General features: G+C 69.8%; 15 protein-coding genes. 7 read left to right on the top strand and 8 right to left on the bottom strand.

The window, feature by feature from the left end; translation table 11 throughout:
- Positions 1 to 215 precede the first annotated feature (215 nt).
- Positions 216 to 1,466, bottom strand: a complete 1,251-nt coding sequence (locus MRBLMI12_RS08390; protein ID WP_363355604.1) for an endonuclease domain-containing protein — start codon at positions 1,464 to 1,466, stop codon at positions 216 to 218.
- A gap of 115 nt (positions 1,467 to 1,581) precedes the next feature.
- Positions 1,582 to 3,081 carry a cardiolipin synthase gene (gene cls / locus MRBLMI12_RS08385; protein WP_363355602.1) on the bottom strand — a complete coding sequence of 500 codons (1,500 nt, stop codon included), beginning with the start codon at positions 3,079 to 3,081 and terminating at the stop codon, positions 1,582 to 1,584.
- 93 nt (positions 3,082 to 3,174) lie between these two features.
- Between cls and MRBLMI12_RS08380 the strand changes: the two genes are divergently transcribed.
- On the top strand, positions 3,175 to 4,809 hold the full coding sequence (locus MRBLMI12_RS08380) for a SulP family inorganic anion transporter (RefSeq protein WP_363355600.1): 1,635 nt from the start codon (positions 3,175 to 3,177) through the stop codon (positions 4,807 to 4,809).
- A 68-nt stretch (positions 4,810 to 4,877) separates the two neighbouring features.
- Here the strand turns inward: MRBLMI12_RS08380 and MRBLMI12_RS08375 are convergent, their stop codons facing one another.
- Positions 4,878 to 7,229, bottom strand: a complete 2,352-nt coding sequence (locus tag MRBLMI12_RS08375; protein WP_363355598.1) for an arylsulfatase — start codon at positions 7,227 to 7,229, stop codon at positions 4,878 to 4,880.
- 236 nt (positions 7,230 to 7,465) lie between these two features.
- On the opposite strand from MRBLMI12_RS08375, the gene MRBLMI12_RS08370 reads away from it, so the two are divergent.
- Positions 7,466 to 8,398, top strand: a complete 933-nt coding sequence (locus tag MRBLMI12_RS08370; protein ID WP_363355596.1) for an HAD family hydrolase — start codon at positions 7,466 to 7,468, stop codon at positions 8,396 to 8,398.
- Between the two features lie 235 nt (positions 8,399 to 8,633).
- On the opposite strand, the gene MRBLMI12_RS08365 is transcribed toward MRBLMI12_RS08370, so the two are convergent.
- From MRBLMI12_RS08365 to MRBLMI12_RS08350, 4 genes are all read right to left on the bottom strand, one after another.
- Positions 8,634 to 9,548, bottom strand: a complete 915-nt coding sequence (locus tag MRBLMI12_RS08365; protein WP_363355594.1) for a formylglycine-generating enzyme family protein — start codon at positions 9,546 to 9,548, stop codon at positions 8,634 to 8,636.
- Positions 9,549 to 9,610: 62 nt separating this feature from the next.
- Positions 9,611 to 10,282, bottom strand: a complete 672-nt coding sequence (locus MRBLMI12_RS08360) for a GAP family protein (protein WP_363355592.1) — start codon at positions 10,280 to 10,282, stop codon at positions 9,611 to 9,613.
- A gap of 63 nt (positions 10,283 to 10,345) precedes the next feature.
- Positions 10,346 to 11,182, bottom strand: a complete 837-nt coding sequence (locus tag MRBLMI12_RS08355) for an LLM class F420-dependent oxidoreductase (RefSeq protein WP_363355590.1) — start codon at positions 11,180 to 11,182, stop codon at positions 10,346 to 10,348.
- Positions 11,183 to 11,195: 13 nt separating this feature from the next.
- A complete protein-coding gene (locus tag MRBLMI12_RS08350) occupies positions 11,196 to 11,813 on the bottom strand; it encodes a hypothetical protein (RefSeq protein WP_363355588.1) in 618 nt (205 codons plus the stop codon).
- Positions 11,814 to 11,938: 125 nt separating this feature from the next.
- On the opposite strand from MRBLMI12_RS08350, the gene MRBLMI12_RS08345 reads away from it, so the two are divergent.
- The 3 genes from MRBLMI12_RS08345 (at position 11,939) to MRBLMI12_RS08335 (ending at position 15,764) form a co-directional block, all read left to right on the top strand.
- A complete protein-coding gene (locus MRBLMI12_RS08345; protein ID WP_363355586.1) occupies positions 11,939 to 13,150 on the top strand; it encodes a glycosyltransferase in 1,212 nt (403 codons plus the stop codon).
- Positions 13,151 to 13,155: 5 nt separating this feature from the next.
- Positions 13,156 to 14,532 (top strand): glycosyltransferase family 4 protein, encoded by a 1,377-nt coding sequence (locus MRBLMI12_RS08340; RefSeq protein WP_363355584.1) that lies wholly within the window; start codon positions 13,156 to 13,158, stop codon positions 14,530 to 14,532.
- A gap of 209 nt (positions 14,533 to 14,741) precedes the next feature.
- Complete coding sequence (locus tag MRBLMI12_RS08335; RefSeq protein ID WP_363355582.1) at positions 14,742 to 15,764, top strand: GlxA family transcriptional regulator; 1,023 nt, start codon at positions 14,742 to 14,744, stop codon at positions 15,762 to 15,764.
- 37 nt (positions 15,765 to 15,801) lie between these two features.
- On the opposite strand, the gene MRBLMI12_RS08330 is transcribed toward MRBLMI12_RS08335, so the two are convergent.
- Complete coding sequence (locus MRBLMI12_RS08330; RefSeq protein WP_349425570.1) at positions 15,802 to 16,215, bottom strand: DUF7144 family membrane protein; 414 nt, start codon at positions 16,213 to 16,215, stop codon at positions 15,802 to 15,804.
- Positions 16,216 to 16,377: 162 nt separating this feature from the next.
- Here MRBLMI12_RS08330 and MRBLMI12_RS08325 point away from each other — a divergent pair, with 162 nt between their 5' ends.
- Together MRBLMI12_RS08325 and MRBLMI12_RS08320 are read left to right on the top strand one after the other, a co-directional pair.
- Positions 16,378 to 18,042 (top strand): SulP family inorganic anion transporter, encoded by a 1,665-nt coding sequence (locus MRBLMI12_RS08325; protein ID WP_363355580.1) that lies wholly within the window; start codon positions 16,378 to 16,380, stop codon positions 18,040 to 18,042.
- A gap of 84 nt (positions 18,043 to 18,126) precedes the next feature.
- On the top strand, positions 18,127 to 20,334 hold the full coding sequence (locus MRBLMI12_RS08320) for an ATP-dependent Clp protease ATP-binding subunit (RefSeq protein WP_363355578.1): 2,208 nt from the start codon (positions 18,127 to 18,129) through the stop codon (positions 20,332 to 20,334).
- Positions 20,335 to 20,363: the final 29 nt, after the last annotated feature.

Here is a 20,363-nt window from a genome sequence, read left to right as displayed (position 1 = left end):
GGCGGGCGCCGCGGCCAGCGGCATCCGTGCCCTTCGGGGTATCTCCGGTTCCTCAACTGAGGATGTGCGCCGAAATGAGGGTGCTGTGGCGTTGTTCCTTCCTCACCTCGGCTCTGATCCTCAATTGAGGACCGCGAGAACCGACTTCTACGGGCGAACGCCCCGTATGCTCCGGCGGCGGCGGCGGCGGCGGCCCGGCTCGAGCTCTGTGGCGCTCAGCGAGCGAGGTGCAGACCCTGCGCGACCGCGTTCATCACCAGCTGCTGCACGCCGGGCCAGTCGTCCATGACCTGGCGATAGCCCACCCTGATGACGTGGTAGCCACGGAGGATGAGCTCGGCGTCGTGACGGTTGTCGGAATCACGCTGCGCGCCCACATGGTGGCCGCCGTCGATCTGAAGCACGAGCCGCTGTCCGAGAAGGAAGTCGACGCGATGGCCGTGCAGCCACGCCTGCGGCACGATCCGCACGCGCAGCCAACGAAGTCGGCGCGGCACGATCGTTTCGAGCCCGGAGTCGGCGAACGGAGTGGATTCGCTGAGCAGGTCGCGCGCGATCCGCGGCAGCTTCAGCCGCCCGATCACCTCCCGATCGGCGAGGCCGGTGCGGAACGCCGACTCCCACGTGGCGAGTGCGTATTCGAAAGGCCGGCACAACGCGATCGAGATGAGCGTGTTCTCGATGCCGTCCTCGAGGGTGTGCGGTGGCCGTGGCACGACTGGGGTGAACCAGTGCACCGTCGCCTTCGGAGCGTCCGCGTCGTCCTGTTCGATCCGGACCCCGCCCGAGCACGGCGGCGCCGCGACGTGAGGCTTCGTGAAGTCTCCATGGACCCACAGCCCGAGCCGCTCCGCACGCGTGACGCAGCTGAGTGCAACCCCTGCCCGGGCGGCGGCGACCAGGAGCGGGTCGGCATCGGGCAGAGCGAGCCAGGATCGCCGGACGCGAACGAGCGCACCGCTCGCGACGGCATCCTTGAGTTCGCGTTTGCTCGTCTGCCGGCCGAGAAGCAGGGACTGGCGAGCGATGCCGTCATGTTCTCGCACCGTGGTCAGCCATGCCGGGTCGGTGGTCGTCTGCACGATTCGAGCCTCGCGCGCGAGCAGGATCGCAGGCAGTGCTCCAGGCCGGATCTGGTGACAGACCGTGTCGGGCAGCGACTGTGGAGGAGGCGTTGGCGCTAGCCACGGCATCCCTCTCGCCGAAGCATGAATCGCCGCGAACGATGCGCTGCTCTCGGTCCCGTCCGACGGCATCACCACTTGGGTCCTCGGTTGAGGATCAGCGCCGGAATGCGGGCCGACACCCGCCTTCTGTTCATCAACTCGGCTCAGTTCCTCAAATGAGGGGCACAGCCCACGGCGTGGACCGCCTGCGCGCGACCGGATCGATCGCACTCGAGCTCGACGCCGCCGCTTGTCTCCAGCGTGCCTCGATTGAGGATCAGCGCCGGAATGCGGGCCCACACCCGCATTCTGTTCCTCAACTCGGCTCAGTTCCTCAAATGAGGGTCCTGGACGGATGCCGCGGCCCACGGCATCCGTGATTCTCGGCGTGCCGCGGCCTGAGCAGCAGCGCGGGTCAGTTGAGCGCGGAGGTGAGGCGCATCAGGCCATCGAGGAACGTGGCCTTCGCAGGCTCGCGCCGCCACTCCTCCAGCGTGAGCTCCCGCCCCGCGTCGCGGTAGCCCTGCTCGACCTCGCGCATGCCGGCGACGAACGACTCGCCGCGCACCAGCAGCGAGACCTCGCTGTTGAGGCTGAACGAGCGGATGTCCATGTTGCTCGAGCCGATCACGGCGATGTCGTCGTCGATCGAGAAGTGCTTCGAGTGCAGGATGAACGGTGCCGGGTAGAGGAAGATCCGCACACCGGCTTCGAGGAGGGCGGTGTAGTACGACCGCTGCGCGTGCCACACCATGAACTGGTCGCCGATCTCGGAGACGAACAGCTGCACTTCGATGCCGCGCTGGCAGGCCGTCGTGATGGCATAGACCATCGCCTCGTCGGGCACGAAGTACGGGCTCGTCAGGATGACCTTCTCGGTCGCGCCGTAGATGAGCGACAGGAAGAGGCGCAGGTTGTTCTCGGTGTCGTATCCCGGCCCGCTCGGCACGACCTGGCACAGCAGGCCGTCGCCGGCGGTCGCCGGCTCGCCACCGGCGCCGCGCGCCGCCTCGATGGCGGCGGGGGAGAGCTGCTCGGTCGCCGACAGGTCCTCGCCCGTCTCGATGAGCCAGTCCGAGAGGAACACGGCGTTGACCGAGGAGACCACCGGGCCGGTCAGGCGGGTCATGAGCTCCTGCCACTTCAGCCCGCGCTTGATGTTCTTCTCGGAGTCGTAGTCGCGCGAGATCAGGTTCTGCGAGCCCATGAAGCCGACGCGGCCGTCGACGACCACGATCTTGCGGTGGTTGCGCAGGTCGGGGCGCTGGTACTTGCCCTGGAAGGGCATCACCGGCAGCATCCACGCCCACTTCACGCCGATGCGGTCCAGTTCCGCCAGCGTCGCCTTGCAGTTGCCGAGCCTGCGGGTCGACACGTAGTCGGCGAGCAGGCGCACGGTGACGCCGCGAGCCACCGCGCGTTCCATGGCGGCGAAGAAGCCGCGCGTCGTGTCGTCCCACGCGACGATGAAGAACTCGACGTGCACGAAGGTCTCCGCCGTGTCGATCTCGGCCGCCATCGCGTCGATCGAGGCCTGGTAGTCGCCGAAGAGCGAGGCGTCGTTGCCCCCTGACGCGGGCAGGGCGGTGAGGGTCTCGTTCTGCTGCACGACGCGCTGGAACCACCGCGGCCAGTCGGCCTCGATCTGCTGCAGCCCGTTCGCGCCCACCCTGTCGCGGATGATCCCGTCGATGCGCGCCTGCTCTGCCCGCCGCTTCGCCGGCAGGCGCACGCTGCCGATCACGAGATACAGCACCACGCCGATCCCAGGCAGGATCACGATCAGCAGGATCCAGGCCATCGCCGCCGTGGGCTTGCGGCCGCGGGGGATCACGATGAGCGCGGTGATGACGATCGCGGCATGCACGAGGACGGCGAGGGACCAGGACAGATTGGCGAGGAAGGTGGAGTCCACGTCCGTAGTGTGGCACCCTTCCGCGGCGGGACACAGCAACGCGACACCGCGCCGGGGCGTCGGCCCGCGCAGGTCGCTGGGTAGATTCGGCTCATGACGACGACCGCGCCCGCCCCGCGTCCGCGCCGCGTGCTGCCGACCCTCGCCGGCTACCGCCGCGAGTGGCTCGTGCCCGACATCGTCGGCGGCCTCTCGGCGGGCGCCGTCGTCGTTCCCCAGGCGATGGCCTACGCGACGATCGCGAACCTCCCCGTCGAGATCGGCCTCTACACCTGCATCGTGCCGATGCTCGTCTACGCACTCCTCGGCGGCAGTCGCGCGATGAGCGTGTCGACCACCTCGACGATCGCGACTCTCACGGCCACCACCCTCGTGTCGGCTGGGGTCGCGGCCGCGGCGGACGACCCGCACGACGCCGTCGGGGCGCTGATGATGCTGACTCTCCTGGTCGGGGCGATCCTCCTGCTCGCACGCCTCCTCACCCTCGGCTCGCTCGTCGAGAACATCAGCGGCGCGACCCTGCTCGGCATGAAGATCGGCGTCGGCGCGACCGTCGCCGTCGGCCAGCTGCCGAAGCTGCTGGGCGAGACCTACGATTTCTCCGGCCACGGGTTCCTCCGCTCGCTCGCTGCCGTCGGACAGGCGTTCGGCAGCGTGAACTGGCCGACCATCGCGCTGTCGGCCGGGTCGATCGCGACACTCCTCCTGCTCAAGCGGTTCGCGCCGAAGGTGCCGGGTGCGCTGATCGTCGTCGGGGCGGGCATCCTCCTCGTCGCCTTCGCCGGGCTCGAGGAGGCGGGCGTCGACCTCATCGCGCCGGTTCCCTCCGGCCTGCCCCTCCCGGGCCTCCCGGAGCTGTCGACGCTGCCGGCACTGTTGCCGGGGGCGCTCGCGATCGCCGTGATGGCCTTCCTCGAGTCGGCGGCCGTGGCTCGCGGCATCCGTCGCACCACCGAGCCGCAGATCGACAGCAACCAGGAGCTCATGGCGACCGGCGCCGCCAACGTCGCCGGCGCGTTCTTCTCCACGATGCCGGCGGCCGGCGGGTTCTCGCAGAGCGCCGTCAACCAGAGCGCCGGCGCCAAGACGCAGGTGTCGACTCTCGTCACGGTGGCGCTGGCGGTGCTGGTCGCGCTGTTCTTCGGCCCTGTGCTGAGTCTGCTGCCCCAGGCGACGCTGGCCGCCATGGTGTTCGTCGCGGTGATCGGTCTCATCGACATCCCGGAGCTCGTCCGCTGGGCGCGGATCAGCCCGACCGACTTCTGGATCGCCGTCGTCGTCGCCCTCATCGGGCTGTCGGCCGGTCTGCTCGCCGCCGTGGGTGTCGGGGTCGTCGTGACGCTCGTGCTGGTGCTCCGCGAGCTCAATATCCCGAAGCTCGAGGTGGACGAGCGGCGGGGCGACGCCATCGCGGTGCACCTCCTGCGGGCGCTGTACACCGCCAACGCGCTCGAGAACGAGCAGGCGATCATCCGGCTCGCGACCGACGAGCAGGCGACGGCGGTCGTGCTCGACCTCGAGCGGCAGGACGTCGTGACGATGACGGTCCTCGACATGCTCGCCGACCTCGACCGCGAGCTCGCCGGCCGGGGCGTCGCGCTCCACCTCGCCGGGCTCCCCGACTCGGCGGCGAGCGTCGCGGCCAAGGACTCCTGGTACGCCGGTCTCCGTGATGCGGGGCGCGCACACGACACCGTCGAGGAAGGGCTGACGGCGGCCGCCGCCTGAAGCACCCGGGAACGAAGAACGGGACGGATGCCTCGGCCGAGGCATCCGTCCCTGCGCTGCTCCTGTCGCTACTGCTTGAGCATCGCGACCGCGAGCTTGTGCTCGTCGTCGATCAGATGCGAGTGGTCGTCGTCCCCGAGATCGATGCGCACCCACGACAGGGCGCCGTTGAACTCGTTGCCCGTCGCGGCGTAGTCGCCGGACACCGGCGAGGCGAGGTCGCGCCCCACGTCGACGGTCTCATCGAAGGTGAACTGGTACGGCAGCGTGCGCTCGACGCGGCCCTCGCCGATCTTTTCCTCGCCCGCATAGAGGGTGACGGTCCCGCCCTTGCCGAGACCGCCGCCGTCGTACGCGAAGTGGGCACGCAGCTCCTGGGCGCCCGCCAGCACCGCGGCATCCGATCGCACGATGTCGGTCCGGATCCCCAGCAGGTTGTAGGCGAACGCGAGCTTCCCGTCGACCGTGTAGAAGGACCATCCGCCATAGGCGCCGCCCTGGGCGATCACGACGCCGTTCGCGCCGTCCTCGGGCACGTCGGCCGACGCGGTCACCGTCCACGATTTGTTCTTGATGTTGATCGCGCTGTTCTCGCTGAGCCGTCTCATGCCCGGGTAGAACTTCTGCGACGTGCCGAGCACCAGCTGCGGCCGGCCGACGAGGTCGGCGTTGAACCGCTCGGCGGAGCGGATATCCATCGGCAGCACGTTGAACCGCGCCGCCTGGATGAGGAACAGCCGCTGCAGGTGAGCGAGCCTCTCGGGCTCTTCGGCAGCGAGGTCGCGCGACTGGGTCCAGTCCTCCTCGACGTTGTAGAGCTCCCACACGTCCTCGTCGAGCCCGTGCGAGGAGGCCAGCCACGGATCCTTGTGCTTCGCGACGGCCGTCCATCCCTTGTGGAAGATGGCGCGGTTGCCGAGCATCTCGAAGTACTGCGTCTCGTGCTGCTCGGGGGCGTCGGCGTCGCCGAACGTGTAGTTCATCGGCGTACCTTCGTACGGACGCTGGGTGACGCCGTGCACGGTGGACGGCTCCGGGATGCCCGCGGCCTCGAGCACGGTCGGCGCCACGTCGATCACGTGCGAGAACTGGTTGCGGATGCCGCCCTGTTCGACGCCGCCGTTGGGCCAGCTGACGATCGTGCCGTTCCGGGTGCCTCCCCAGTGGGAGGCGACCTGCTTCGTCCACTGGTACGGGGTGTCCATCGCGTGGGCCCAGCCGATCGCATAGTGGTTGTACGAGCTCGGCGTGCCGAGATCGTCGATGTGGGCGGCGACGTACGCCTCGTCCTCGATCTCGTTCATGTGGTTGATCGTGAAGCCCTCGTTGGTGGTGCCGTGCATCGAGCCCTCAGCCGATGCGCCGTTGTCGCCGATGATCACGTAGACGAGGGTGTCGTCGAGCACCTCGAGCTCTTCGAGGGCGTCGAGGAGCCTGCCCACGTGGTGATCGGCGTACGCGAGGAAGCCCGCATAGACCTCCATCTGGCGGGCGAGGGCGGGCTTGATCGCGTCGCTCATCTCGTTCCACGCGGGGATCCCAGCGCTCCGCTCGGTGAGCACCGCGTTCTCGGGGATGACCCCCAGCTCCTTCTGTCGCGCGAACGTCTCTTCCCGCACCGCGTCCCACCCCTGGTCGAACTTCCCCTTGTACTTGTCGGCCCACTCCGTCGGCACGTGGTGCGGCGCGTGCGTCGCACCGGGTGCGAAGTAGGTGAAGAAGGGCTTGTCGGGGGCGAGGGACTTCTGCTGGCGCGTCCAGTCGATCGCCTTGTCGGTCATGTCGGCCATGAAGTGGTAGCCCTGCTCGGGCGTTCCCCACGGCTCGACGGGTGAGGTGTTCTCGTAGATCGCGGGGTACCACTGGTTGGTCTCCCCGCCGATGAACCCGTAGAAGTACTCGAAGCCGCCGCCCGGGTGCGGCCAGTGGTCGAACGGCCCGACCGCGCTCGCCTCCCACACGGGCACCTCGTGGCACTTGCCGAACTGCGCCGTGCTGTATCCGTTGAGCTTGAGGGTCTCCGGCAGCGGCGCGCAGTTGTTCGGCCGCAGCGAGTTGTAGCCGGGCGCGCTCGTGGCGATCTCGGTGATACCGCCCATCCCCACGGTGTGGTGGTTGCGTCCCGCGAGCAGAGCGGCACGCGTCGGGGAGCACAGGGCCGTCGTGTGGAACCGGGTGTACTTGAGGCCCCGCGCGGCGACGCGCTCGAAGTTCGGCGTCTGCACCGGGCCGCCGAAGGCGCTCGACGCGCCGAAGCCGGTGTCGTCGATGAGGACGACGAGCACGTTAGGCGCGCCCGCCGGCGGCAGCAGACGTTCGATCGGCGGGTAGTGGGTATCGGGATCGGTGGCGTCGTAGGTGACGGTGCCGGTGTATTCCTGATCGGGGATGGGGAGGATGCTGCGCTGAACGTCGGCCATTCCCCGATGCTGGCCGTGTGGCGGGCCGACGTCAACTTCCGCCGGGACGGAGAGGCGCCCATTCGCGCGGCATCCGTCGTCTGCCCGATCGGGCCCTCGACGCAGGTGCTGTCCTCGTCCGAGACGTAGAAGAAGTGACGACGTGGACCGATGTCGGTCGCGCCTGTCGGCAGGGGGGAACGAGACGTACCGTCCCATCCAAACAGCCGGCGACGCCTCGGGCTAGAGTCGCGTGCATGACCGACCAGCTGCCGTCCTGGCGCGATACGGCGAGCCGCGCCGCGATCCTCGACTTCGTCGCCGCCGTCACCGCCGAAGGCGGCCCCGACTTCGTTCCCGCGGATGCCCGCGTCGCCGTGTTCGACAACGACGGGACGCTCTGGACCGAGAAGCCCATGCCGACACAGCTCCACTACCTGCTGGAGCAGTGGAAGGCGGCGGCCGCCGCCGATCCCGCACTCGCCGACCGCCAGCCCTATCGTGCCGCCATGTCGGGCGATCTGGCCTGGCTCGGGGAGGCCATCGACAAGCACTACAGCGGCGACGACTCCGACCTGGGCGCCCTCATCGCCGCCGTCGCGGAGTCGAGTGCCGGTGCCAGCGTCGAGGACTACGAGGCCTCCGTCGCCGCCTTCTATCGCGATGCGCGCCACCTGTCGCTCGGCAGCTCGTACGCCCACACCGTCTACCAGCCGATGGTGGAGCTCATCCGGTTCCTCGAGGCGAACGGCTTCGGCGTCTACATCGTGTCGGGCGGCGACCGCGACTTCATGCGCCCGATGACGCAGGACTACTACGGAATCCCGGCCGAGCGCGTGGTCGGCACCGGGATGGGCCTCGAGTACGACGGGGACGACAACGTGGTCCGGTACACGCCGAAGCTCGCGTTCTTCGACGACGGCCCCGAGAAGCCGGTGCGCATCTGGATGCGCGTCGGCCGTCGGCCGATCCTCGCCGCCGGCAACTCGAACGGCGACATCCCCATGCTCCGGTTCGCACAGGGCAGTCCCCGCAGCCTGAGCGTGCTGATCCACCACGACGACGACACCGACCGCGGCGACGCGCCGTACGACAAGGGCGCGGAGCAGGCGCTGGAGGCGGCATCCGCCCATGGGTTCACGGTCGTCAGTGTGCGCGACGACTGGGCGCAGGTCTTCCCGAGCGCGTAACGCGTTTCGTCTCGCTCGTTCCTCGCTCGCTCAACGACCGTGAGTCCCGGTCGTTCCTCGCTCGCTCAACGACCGTGAGTCCGCTCGTTCCTCGCTCGCTCAACGAGCGTGAGTCCCGGTCGTTCCTCGCTCGCTCAAGGAGCGTGAGTCCCGGTCGTTCCTCGCTCGCTCAACGACCGTGATCCTCGATCGCCGACGATCCGACTCCCCTCGACAAGGACCTCGTAGCGCAGAGTCAGGCCTCGCTCGCGCAGCGGAACCCGATGTGCGACATGCCGGTGTCCTCCGCCTGGGGCGAGCGCGCGGCGGGCCGGAAGCGCAGGCAGTACTCCGGCGAGCACAGGTGCGATCCGCCCTTGAGCACACGCCGCGGGATGGACGGGAAACCCTCCTGGGCGCTCGCCGCGGCGAGCAGGTTCGCGCGCTTGCCGGCGTCGACGGGCTTGTCCGACAGGCGCAGGTGCCGCGGCGTGTAGTAGTCGGTGGTCCACTCCCACACGTTGCCGGTCATGTCGTAGAGCCCGTAGCCGTTCGGCGGGTACGAGCCGACCGGCGCCGCGTCGCCCACGCCCTGGTTGTCGTACGGGAAGCGCCCGAGCCACGAGTTCGCCTGCGCCACGCCCTCGGGGTAGGGCTCGTCGCCCCACGCGAAGCGTCGGCCGTCGAGCCCGCCGCGGGCGGCGTACTCGTGCTCGGCCTCGGTCGGCAGACGCAGCCCCGCCCACTCGGCGTAGGCCGCGGCGTCCTCGAAGGCGATGTGGACGACCGGATGCCGCAGCCTGTCGTCGACGGACGACTCGGGTCCGAACGGCCGACGCCAGCAGGCGCCGGCCTCCCACCGCCACCAGTTGCGCCAGTCGCGCAGGTCGACGGGCCCGGGCGTCGGGGTGAACACCATCGCCCCGGGCGAGAGCGAGGTGACATCGGCGCCCGGGAAGTTCGCGGGGTCGAGCTCGCGCTCGGCGACGGTGACGTAGCCGGTGTCGTCGACGAAGGCGGCGTACTGGGCGTTGGTGACCGCGTACCGGTCGATCCGGAAGGCCGCGACCGCACGATCGTGCACCGGCTGCTCGTCGGGGTAGAACTCGTCCGACCCCATGCGGAAGACGCCGCCGCCGAGGAGCACCTGGTCGTGGGTCGGCGAAGTCACGGATCCACCGTAGCCCGGGCGGGAGTGGCCCGGTCTCGGGTCAGAGGCGCGGTCGCCTCGGATCAGAAGCTGCCGATGCCCTTGCCGATGATCGCGACGCCGATGACCAGCAGCAGCACGGCCATGATGACCGCGTTCTCCTTCGCGAGCCAGCCGCGCAGCGCGTCGAGCGGGCCCCGCAGCTTCTCGGCGGCGATGAGATAGCCGACGACGGGCACGAGGACGGTGGATGCCGCGATCACGGTGAAGACCGCGATCACGACCACGATCGAGCCGGCGTCGAGGCCGGCGGCCCCGATGGTCACGCCCGCGCTCGCCGCGAGGAGCAGGTTCTTCGGGTTGACCGCCGACAGCAGGAATCCGAGGCCCAGGGCCTTGGGGAAGGTGATCGTGTCGATCGCCTGCATCCACTTCGGCAGCGCCGGCTCCGCTCCGGCCTTCGGCCGGCCGCGCCACTGCCGCAGCGCGAGGAGCAGCAGCAGGACGCCGAGGACGAGCTGGATGACGCCCTTGATCGGCTGCGATGCGTCCTCGTCCCCCTCGGGGAGCACCGACGACAGCAGGGTGAAGACGGTCACCGCGACCACGATCCCGAGCACCCATCCGAGCAGGAATCCGGTGCCGGTCACCCGCGCCTTCGGGGACAGCAGCATCAGGATGGCCGCGATGATCGGGATCGGGCTGATCGCGACACCGAGGGCGAGCGTGAGGATGTCTCCGATGACGGCGCCCATGGGCGTGGCCTCCTGATGGTCTCGAGCAACGGCGGACGTGGCTACCGTACCGGCCCGCCGCGCTCAGGCGCCGTTGATCCGGTCGCGCCACTCCAGCAGGGGCGCGAGCGGCGAGAGGTCGTAGTCCGGGCCGTCGATCGCCGGGATGATGAGGCGGAAGCCCAGCTCGTACAGGCGGGGTGCGGCATCCGTCTCGAGAAGCGGGCCGAAGCCGCGGATGGTGTAGCCGGTCGACAGCTCGATCTCGGCGGGATCGCGGCCCTCGCGAGCACACCACTCGTGGAGCACCCCGATCTTGCGCGGCATGTCGCCGAGCCGCGTGAACGTGTGCCAGATGTCGGCATGCTGCGCGACCATCCGCAGCGTCTTGCGCTCGCCCTGACCGCCGATGAGGATCGGGATCCGCCGGGTGGGTGCGGGGTTGAGCCGCTCCCAGCGTGAGCGGATGCGCGGCAGGTCGTCGGCGAGGGCGTCCAGGCGTGAGCCGACCGTGCCGAACTCGTAGCCGTACTCGTCGTAGTCGGGCTGCGCCCAGCCCGATCCGGTGCCGAAGATGAGCCGGCCGGTGCCGGTCCCGCGGGCGCTGATGTGGTCGACCGTGCGTGCCATGTCGGCCTGCAGGTCGGGGTTTCGGTAGGAGCTGCAGTTGACGAGGGGACCGAACTCGACGCGCTCCGTCTGCTCGGCCATCGCAGCCAGCACCGTCCACGCTTCGAAGTGCTCGGCATCCATCGGCTCGGTGAGCGGGAAGAAGTGATCCCAGTTGAAGATCGCATCGACGCCGAGATCCTCCGCGCGCAGCACCGCGTCGCGGTACGCGGCATACGAGGCGTGCTGCGGCGCCAGCTGCACGCCGATCCGCAGCGGGCGGTGGGCGGCGGGATGTCGGGGCTCGGTCATGTCGGCGTCCGCGTCAGCTCTTCGGCTCGATGCGCAGCACCTCGGGCGACTCGCCGACGGACAGGTCGTCGACGATGCGCAGCGTGCGAGCGAGGTCGTCGACGCTGCCGATCACGGTGCCGAAGCGCTCGCGGTCGGAGCACACCGCCGTCACCGTCACGAAGTGCGTGCCCGTGTCCCACGTATACGTCGCGAAGGGCGGGGTGCGCGGGTCGGGCGGCAGCGACAGCTCGAGCTTCTCGCCGACGCCGAGGTACGGGTTGCGGAACGACTCGGTGTCGTCGTACTCCATCGGCATCATCGCCCGCGCGGCGCGCAGGTCGTTCGTCGCCTGCTGCACCTGCGCCATCACGACGACGAGCTCGGCGTCGGCCTTCCAGACCCAGACGAGCACGCGGCCGGCGGCCTTGCGCATGAGGAACGGTGCCGCCTGGCTCATCGCCCAGGCCGCGACGCCGCTGCCCGGGCGAGGACCCGCGGTCGCTGACCCCGTCGAAGCGCCCATCGCGCTGCCGGCCTGGCCGAGCAGCATCCGGATCGCCGCCTTGCGGTGACGGCGCCCGCGGAAGCCGAGCGACTCGGTCACGGGAACCCAGAGGTTGGGATCGGCATCGGCCTGCAAACGGGGCATGCGACCAGGGTACGTGCCGGGTCCGGCGCGTTCCTGGAGAGCCTCCGGGGAGCCTCGGGTACAGTGGATCCGCGCGGCGACCCGCCCCCCGCCGCCCGCCCGCCGCACAGACAGGCCCCAACCCCGTGACCGATCCTGCGACGCCCGAAGACACTCCCGCCGCGACCCCTCACCCCTTGAAGATCGTCATCGGCGCCGACACGTTCCTGCCCCACGTGAACGGCGCCGCGCGTTTCGCCGAGCGGCTCGCCGCCGGCCTCGTGGCCCGTGGTCACGAGGTGCACGTGATGGCCCCCAGCAAGACGCACCGCGACCACGGGACGTCCATCGAGGTCATCGAGGGGCAGCCGATGACCATGCACCGTCTGCCGTCGTGGCGCTGGTACCCGCACGACTGGCTCACGTTCGTCATGCCGTTCCGCTCGAAGTACTACGCCCGCCGGGTGCTCGACAAAGTGCAGCCCGACGTGGTGCACAGCCAGTCGCACATCGTGATCGGGCGCGGTCTCACGCGCGAAGCGCGCAAGCGCGGGATCCCGGTCATCGCGACCAATCACGTCATGGCCGAGAACGTGCTCGACTTCACCGTGCTCCCCGCCTCGTGGACGCGATACGCCGTCAAGCTCGCCTGGCAGGATGCCGAGCGCACGTTCAAGATGACGCGCGCCGTCACCACCCCCACCCGCAAGGCCGCCGAGTTCCTCGAGCGCACGATCGACATCCAGGGCGTCATCCCGGTCAGCTGCGGCATCGAGGCGTCGAACTACACCGCCGACCTCTCCCCGCGCGACGCGCACCGCCTGGTGTTCGTGGGGCGCCTCACGACCGAGAAGCAGATCGACGTCGTGCTGCGTGCGATCGCGCAGCTCGACCCTGCCCTCGACGTCCGCTTCGACATCGTCGGCAGCGGCGACCAGCGGCGCAACCTCGAGCAGCTCAGCTCGGATCTCGGTCTCACCGACCGCGTGCACTTCCACGGCCACACCACCGACGACGAGCTGCGGTCGTTCCTGACGAACGCGAGCCTCTTCGTGATCGCCTCGATCGCCGAGCTGCAGTCGATCGCGACGATGGAGGCGATGGCGTCGGGTCTGCCGATCGTCGCCGCCGACGCCGTGGCGCTGCCGCACCTCGTGCACGACGGCGAGAACGGCTACCTCTTCCGCCCCGGCGACGTCGACGATCTGGCCGCCAAGCTGACGACGGTGCTGACCCAGACGCCCGAGGAGCGCGAGCGCATGCAGCGCGCATCGCTCGAGGGCGTCAAGGTGCATGACATGCGCCGCACGCTCGACACGTTCGAGGCGCTGTACCGCGACGAACCGCTGCCCGAGTAGCCATCGTGCACGTCGTGATGTTCGGCGACCAGCACGTCGAGTCCCTCGGCGGAGCCCAGGTCTCGATGCGGCTGCAGCGGCGCTTCCTCGAGAAGGCCGGGCACACGGTCACGGTCGTCGCGCCGGCGATGCACGGCCCCCGGGCCCGGGCGGGCGCACGGCTGCTGAGCGAGCCGGCGACACGAAGCGCCGATCCGTCCTACCTGGATCTGCCGTCGATCCCGATCACGCTGGACCGCGAGTACTCGATGACGTGGCCGGGACGCCGCACCGATCGATGGCTGGATGCCGCACTCCGGCGGCTCATCCGCGAGACCGGGCGCCCTGCGGTCGATGTCGTCCACGTGCAGGCGGACTTCTGGGGCGCGTTCATCGGCCATCGGTTCGCAGCGCGTCACGGCTTCCCGGTGGTCCACACCATGCACAACCGCGTCGACGTCGGAATCGAGGCGACCGCGCCGCTGCCGAAGCTGGTGCTGCGGGTGCTGAACGCGTGGCAGCGCCGCGCCCTCGGCGTCGTGGCCGAGGCGAAGCCGGTCGGGCGGGACGGCTGGGCGTACCTGGGCCGGTTCGCCGGACGCTCGGAGGCGGTCACGGCGCCGTCGTCGCACTTCGCGAAACGGCTCGAGGCGCACGGCGCGGTGCCGCAGGGCCGGCGTGGGATCCTCCCGCACCTCGATGCCGGGCCGGGTGCTGCCGCGCAGGTCGACGTGATCTGGAACGGCATCGACGACGACGTGCTCGATGAGGTGCTCGCCTCGATGGGCTCGACGCGCTCGACGGGTTCGGCGGGCTCGGCGGGCTCGACGGGTTCGGCGGGCGCGCCTGCGGAGCGCGCACCCGGACCGCCGCGGTTCGTCTGGCTCGGCCGCATGAGCCCCGAGAAGCGCCTGCTGCCGTTCCTCGAGGCGCTCGCGGCGTCGGGGGTCGAGGCCGAGGTCGAGGTCATCGGCGGCGGCGGGCAGCAGCGGGCGGCGCGCCGTCTGGTCGAGAAGCTGCGCCCGCGCGCGACGGTGGATTTCGCGGGACGGATGCCGTACGCCCAGACCCTCCGCCGCATCGCGGCCGCCGACGCCGTGGTGCAGACCTCGATCGGCTTCGAGACCCAGGGCATGACGATCTTCGAGGCCGCGTCGCTCGGGACCCCGGCCGTGGTGAGCGACCCCGACCTGGCGGCCGAGCTCGGCGCGGGATTCTGGGCGGTCGGCGACGGTGTCACGGCGGACCCGTCGGTCGCCGCGCTCGCCGACGCGCTGCGGGAGGCGGCATCCGATATCTCCGCCGGAACGGCGCGTCGGCCCGATCCGTCGGTCCGCGAGCGGTTCCGTCAGTCGTCGCGGACCGCCGCGATGGTCGAGGTCTACGAGCGCATCACCGCCTGAGCCAGGCTCAGGGGAGGCGGGTGCGGTCGGTGGGAATCCGACGGTAGCCGTCGGTGCGAAGGGCGGCGATCGTCGAGGAGAGCGCCACCGCGGACAGTGCTGCGAGAAGAATCACCATGAACATGGCAGAAACGCTACGCTTGCGTGACAACTGCCACGAGTGGCAGAATAGCCACACATCGCAGGAAAACTGCCACACGGAGGTTCGCATGCACACGGTCGCCTGCATCGTCACGGACGGCTTCGCGCCGTTCGAGTTCGGGGTCGCCTGCGAGGCCTTCGGCCTCGATCGCTCGGACGACGGCATCCCGAGCTTCGACTTCCGCGTCGTGACGCCCGATCCCGGGGTCGTGGAGTCGAAGATGGGCTTCTCGATCAACGTCCACGAGGATCTGTCGTTCGCCTACGAGGCGGACCTCGTCGTCGTGTCGCCGGTTCCGCATCAGTACTGGGGCCGCATCGACGAGCGCGTGCTCGACGTGATCCGCGCGGCAGTCGCCCGCGGCGCGTGGGTGCTCAGCGTCTGCAGCGGGTCGTTCGTGGTCGCCGCCTCAGGGGTGCTCGACGGGCGCCGCGCCACCACCCACTGGATGTACGCGAACAAGATGAAGGAGATGTACCCGTCCATCGACGTGGACCCCGACGTGCTCTACGTGCAGGACGGCCGCATCATCACGAGCGCCGGCACGGCAGCCGGCCTCGACGCGTGCCTGCACCTGCTGCGCCAGGAGCTCGGCGCCGAGCTGACGAACATCATCGCCCGTCGCATGGTGGTGCCGCCGCAGCGCGACGGCGGACAGGCGCAGTTCATCGCCAACCCGCTGCCGGCCACCACCTCCCTCTCGCTCGCGCCGGTGACCGACTGGATGCTCGACAACCTGCGTCTCGAGCTCACCGTCGACCAGCTCGCCGCGAAGGCGCACATGTCGCCGCGCACGTTCGCCCGGCGCTTCAAGGCCGACCACGGCGCGACGCCGGCCGCGTGGCTCGCCCGCCAGCGCATCATCCACGCCCAGCGCCTTCTCGAGAAGACGGACCTGGGACTCGACCGCATCGCCTACGAGAGCGGGTTCGGCTCGGCGGCCGTGCTGCGGCAGAACTTCGCCCGCGTGCTCGGCACCACGCCGACCGCGTATCGCTCGCGGTTCGCGTGCAACGACGACCACATGGCGGATGCCCCGGCCTCCGCCGAAGCGGTGGCCGAGGCATCCGTGCTCGAATCCGTCGCGTGAGGTGAGCGGTGCCCTCGGGCTCCGCTCGGTCACGCCGCTACCCGCGGCGTGCGTCGATCTCGCGGCCGTGGACGGTGAGCGCGTAGATCACGATCACGTCGAGTGCGAGCACCGCGAGCGACAGCCACGGCTGCGCGGCGATGAGCGAGAGCTGGCCGATCGCGTTGATCGCGACCAGCACGATCGCGGTGATGCGCGCCCACTTCGCGCCGCCCAGCAGGGCGATGCCCACGAGGATCAGCAGCACGCCGGCGATGAGGTGCCACCATCCCCAGCCCTGGATGTCGACCGAGAAGAGTCCGGCGTCGCCGACGAAGTAAGCGGTGTCAGGGCCGATGAGAGCCTGAAGGCCGTGGAACGCGTCGATGGCGCCGGTGACGATCAGGACGACGGCGGCGAAGACGCCCCACCCTGCCCACCCGCTCGCGGCTGCGGTGTTGTTGTCGGTCATGTGAAGATCCCTTCGTTCGGCGAGAAACCAGTGCGGTTGAGAGACCCGAACCGCACCCCAGGGGTGCTGTGCAGCACTTGGGGCACACACTAGCGAACCTGAGAGAATCCTGAGTGTTTTTCTTTCGCGGTCGACGCGTCCCTCCTTCGTTAGCGTGAGACCGTGGCCTTCCATCCGCGCACCTGGTTCTCGCGCAAGACCCTGCGCAAGGACGCCGTCGCGGGCGTGATCCTCGGCATCGAGGCGGTGCCCGACGGCCTGGCGGCAGGGCTTCTCGCCGGCGTGAACCCGCTGGCCGGGCTGTACGGCTACCTCTTCGGCATGGTGGGCGCCGCGGCGCTCACGAGCAGCGCGTTCATGGCCGTGCAGGCGACCAGTGCGATGGCGCTCGTCGTCTCCGATGCCGAGCTCGGCACGCTCCCGGACCCGGATCGAGGCCTCTTCACGCTCGCGATCCTCACCGGGATCGTGATGGTCATCGCCGGGCTCCTGCGGGGCGGCCGCCTCATCAGCTTCGTGCCCACCGCGGTCATGACCGGATTCGTCACGGCGATCGGCGTGAACATCGTGCTCGGCCAGCTCTCGAACTTCACCGGCTATCAGGCAGAGGGCCCGAATCGGCTGCTCAAGACGATCGACGTGTTCCTGCACATCGGGCAGTGGAGCATCCCGTCGCTCATCGTCGGCGCGATCTCGGTGCTCGTGATCGTCGTGCTCCTGCCCACCCGGGTCGGCAGCATGGGGCTGGTCATCGCCGTGATCCTCGGCTCGGTGTGCGCCGTGCTGCTGAACACGTGGGTGCGCGGCACGGTGGTGCTGCTGCGCGACATCGTCGAGGTCCCGCGCGGGCTGCCGGCCCCGGTGCTGCCGAGCATCGCCGACGTCCCAGCGCTGCTGATCCCGGCGCTGTCGCTGACCTTCATCGGCCTCGTCCAGGGGGCCGCCGTGTCCGCGGGCATCCCGACCGCCGACGGCAAGCGGGCCGACGCCAACCGCGACTTCCTCGGACAGGGGCTCGGCAACGTCGTATCGGGCCTGTTCCAGGGGATGCCGGTCGGCGGGTCGATGTCGGGATCGTCGCTGATCGTGCAGGCCGGCGCGAAGACGCGTATGTCGCTGTTCATCGCGGGCGCCGTGATGGCCGTCGTGGTGTTCGTCGCTGCGGATCTGGTGTCGTTCGTCGCGATGCCGGCACTGGCGGGCCTGCTGATGGTGGTGGGATGGCGTGCGGTCAAGCCGAGTCGCATCTACTCGGTGGTGAAGTCGGGCGCGCTGCCGACGGCGATCATGGGCGTCACGTTCGGGCTGACCCTGATCATCCCGCTCCAGTTCGCGGTGCTGGTCGGCGTCGGACTCGGCGTCATCCTGTACGTCGCGGAGCAGTCCAACAGCGTGCGCGTGCGCGCCGTGCACCTCGCCGACGACGGGCGCATGCGCGAGGGCGATCCGCCGGCGGTGGTCCCGCCGGGGGAGGTGCTGGTGCTCCAGCCGTACGGGAGCCTCTTCTTCGCGAGCGCGCCGGTGTTCGAGCGCCAGCTGCCCGATGTCAGCCGCGAGTCGAGCGGCGCGGTGGTGATCGTGCGGCTGCGGGGCACCGATGAGATCGGCCTGTCGCACGTCGAGGTGCTGCGCCGCTTCGCCCATCAGCTGCGCGACGCCGACTCGATACTGAAAGTGGTCGCGAGCGAGGAGCGGGTCATCGCGCACCTGGCGGCCGGCGGACTCACCGCCGACATCGGGGAGGACAACGTCTACCGCGGCTCCGAGTGGGTCGGCGAAGGGCTGCGCCGCGCCTATGCCGACGCGCTGGCGGAGATCCAGGACTGAGGCGACATTGATCCGCACACCGCAACACTGGTAAACTTGAGCCAACGCGACTCAACTTTCGCGATCAAGGATTTCAGGAGAGACATGAACGCCACACAACAGCCCGGGCAGGAGGACGCGCAGAGCGCCCTCGAGCAGTTCGGGATCAACCTCACCGACCGTGCCCGCCAGGGCAAGCTCGACCCCGTCATCGGGCGCGACAGCGAGATCCGCCGCGTCAGCCAGGTGCTGACCCGGCGCACCAAGAACAACCCCGTTCTCATCGGCGAGCCCGGCGTCGGCAAGACCGCCGTGGTCGAGGGCCTCGCCCAGCGGATCGTCGCGGGCGACGTCGCCGAGTCCCTCAAGAACAAGGAGCTCGTCACCCTCGACATCTCCGCGCTCGTCGCCGGTGCGATGTACCGCGGCCAGTTCGAGGAGCGCCTGAAGAGCGTGCTCAAGGAGATCGCCGAGTCCGACGGCCGCATCATCACGTTCATCGATGAGCTGCACGTGCTCATGGGCGCCGGAGGCGGCGAGGGGTCGGTCGCGGCATCCAACATGCTCAAGCCCATGCTCGCGCGCGGCGAGCTGCGCCTCATCGGCGCGACCACCCTCAACGAGTACCGCGAGTTCATCGAGAAGGATGCCGCCCTCGAGCGCCGCTTCCAGCAGGTCTACGTCGGCGAGCCTTCGGTCGAGGACACCGTCGCGATCCTGCGCGGGCTCAAGGAGCGGTACGAGGCCCACCACAAGGTCGCCATCGCGGATGCCGCGCTCGTGGCCGCGGCATCCCTCAGCCATCGCTACATCCCGTCGCGGCAGCTCCCCGACAAGGCCATCGACCTCATCGACGAGGCCGCATCGCGGCTGCGCATGGAGATCGATTCGGCGCCGCTCGAGATCGACGAGCTGCGTCGTCACGTCGACCGCCTGAAGCTGGAGGAGCTCGCGCTCAAGAAGGAGAAGGACGACGCGTCGAAGGAGCGCCTCGCGGCGCTGCACGAGACGCTCGCCACGGAGCAGCAGCGTCTCGGCGAGCTGCAGGGCCGCTGGGAGCGCGAGCGCGCGTCGCTGAACCGCGTCGGCGACCTCAAGACCAAGCTCGACGCCGCCCGCATGGAGGCCGAGCGCGCGCAGCGCGAGGGCAACCTCGAGAAGGCGTCGCGCCTGCTGTACGCCGAGATCCCGGCGCTCGAGCGTCAGCTGGTCGAGGCCGAGCGCGAGGAGCCCGCCGGCGACCGCATGGTCAACGACCAGGTCACCGAAGAGGACATCGCGGCCGTCATCGCGGCGTGGACCGGCATCCCGGTCGGCCGCCTGCTGCAGGGCGAGACCGAGAAGCTGCTGCACCTCGAAGCCGAACTCGGCAAGCGTCTGATCGGGCAGAAGCAGGCGGTCAAGGCGGTCTCGGATGCGGTGCGCCGCTCGCGGGCGGGCATCAGCGACCCCGGCCGTCCGACCGGCTCGTTCCTGTTCCTCGGCCCCACCGGAGTCGGCAAGACCGAGCTGGCCAAGGCGCTCGCCGAGTTCCTGTTCGACGACGAGCACGCCATGGTGCGCATCGACATGTCGGAGTACGGCGAGAAGCACACGGTCTCGCGCCTCGTCGGCGCCCCTCCGGGCTACATCGGCTACGAGCAGGGCGGTCAGCTCACCGAGGCCGTGCGGCGACGCCCGTACTCGGTCGTGCTGCTCGACGAGGTCGAGAAGGCGCACCCCGAGGTGTTCGACGTGCTGCTGCAGGTCATGGACGACGGGCGCCTCACCGACGGGCAGGGGCGCACGGTCGACTTCACGAACGTGATCCTCGTGCTCACCTCGAACCTGGGTTCGCCGATCCTCATCGACCCGACGCTGTCGGCCGAGCAGAAGCGCGACACCGTCATGGCGATCGTGCGGCAGGCCTTCAAGCCCGAGTTCCTCAACCGGCTCGACGACATCGTCATGTTCTCGGCGCTCAGCGAGGACGACCTCGCGCAGATCGTCGAGCTCGCGGTGTTCGCGCTGCAGCGGCGCCTCAAGGACCGCCGCCTGGCGCTCGCGGTGACGCCCGATGCCCGGGCGTGGCTCGCCGAGCGCGGCTACGATCCGGTGTTCGGGGCGCGGCCGCTGCGCCGGCTCATCCAGTCCGAGATCCAGGACCGCCTCGCGATGGCGCTGCTGTCAGGCGGAGTGCGCGACGGCGACGTCGTGCGCGTGGATGTCGCGGCGGACGGCTCGTCGCTGGTGCTCACCAGCGACGGCCCGTCCGTGGCCGAGCAGCCCGCGGACGACGACGACGTGATCGAGGCCGAGCTGCTTGAAGACTGAGCCGCTCGACGACTGAGGTCGGGGACCGG

The organism is Microbacterium sp. LMI12-1-1.1, assembly GCF_040676455.1.
Lineage (GTDB): Bacteria > Actinomycetota > Actinomycetes > Actinomycetales > Microbacteriaceae > Microbacterium.
Note: the sequence above shows the minus strand (reverse complement) of the source record. Positions and strands in the feature narration are given on the sequence as shown.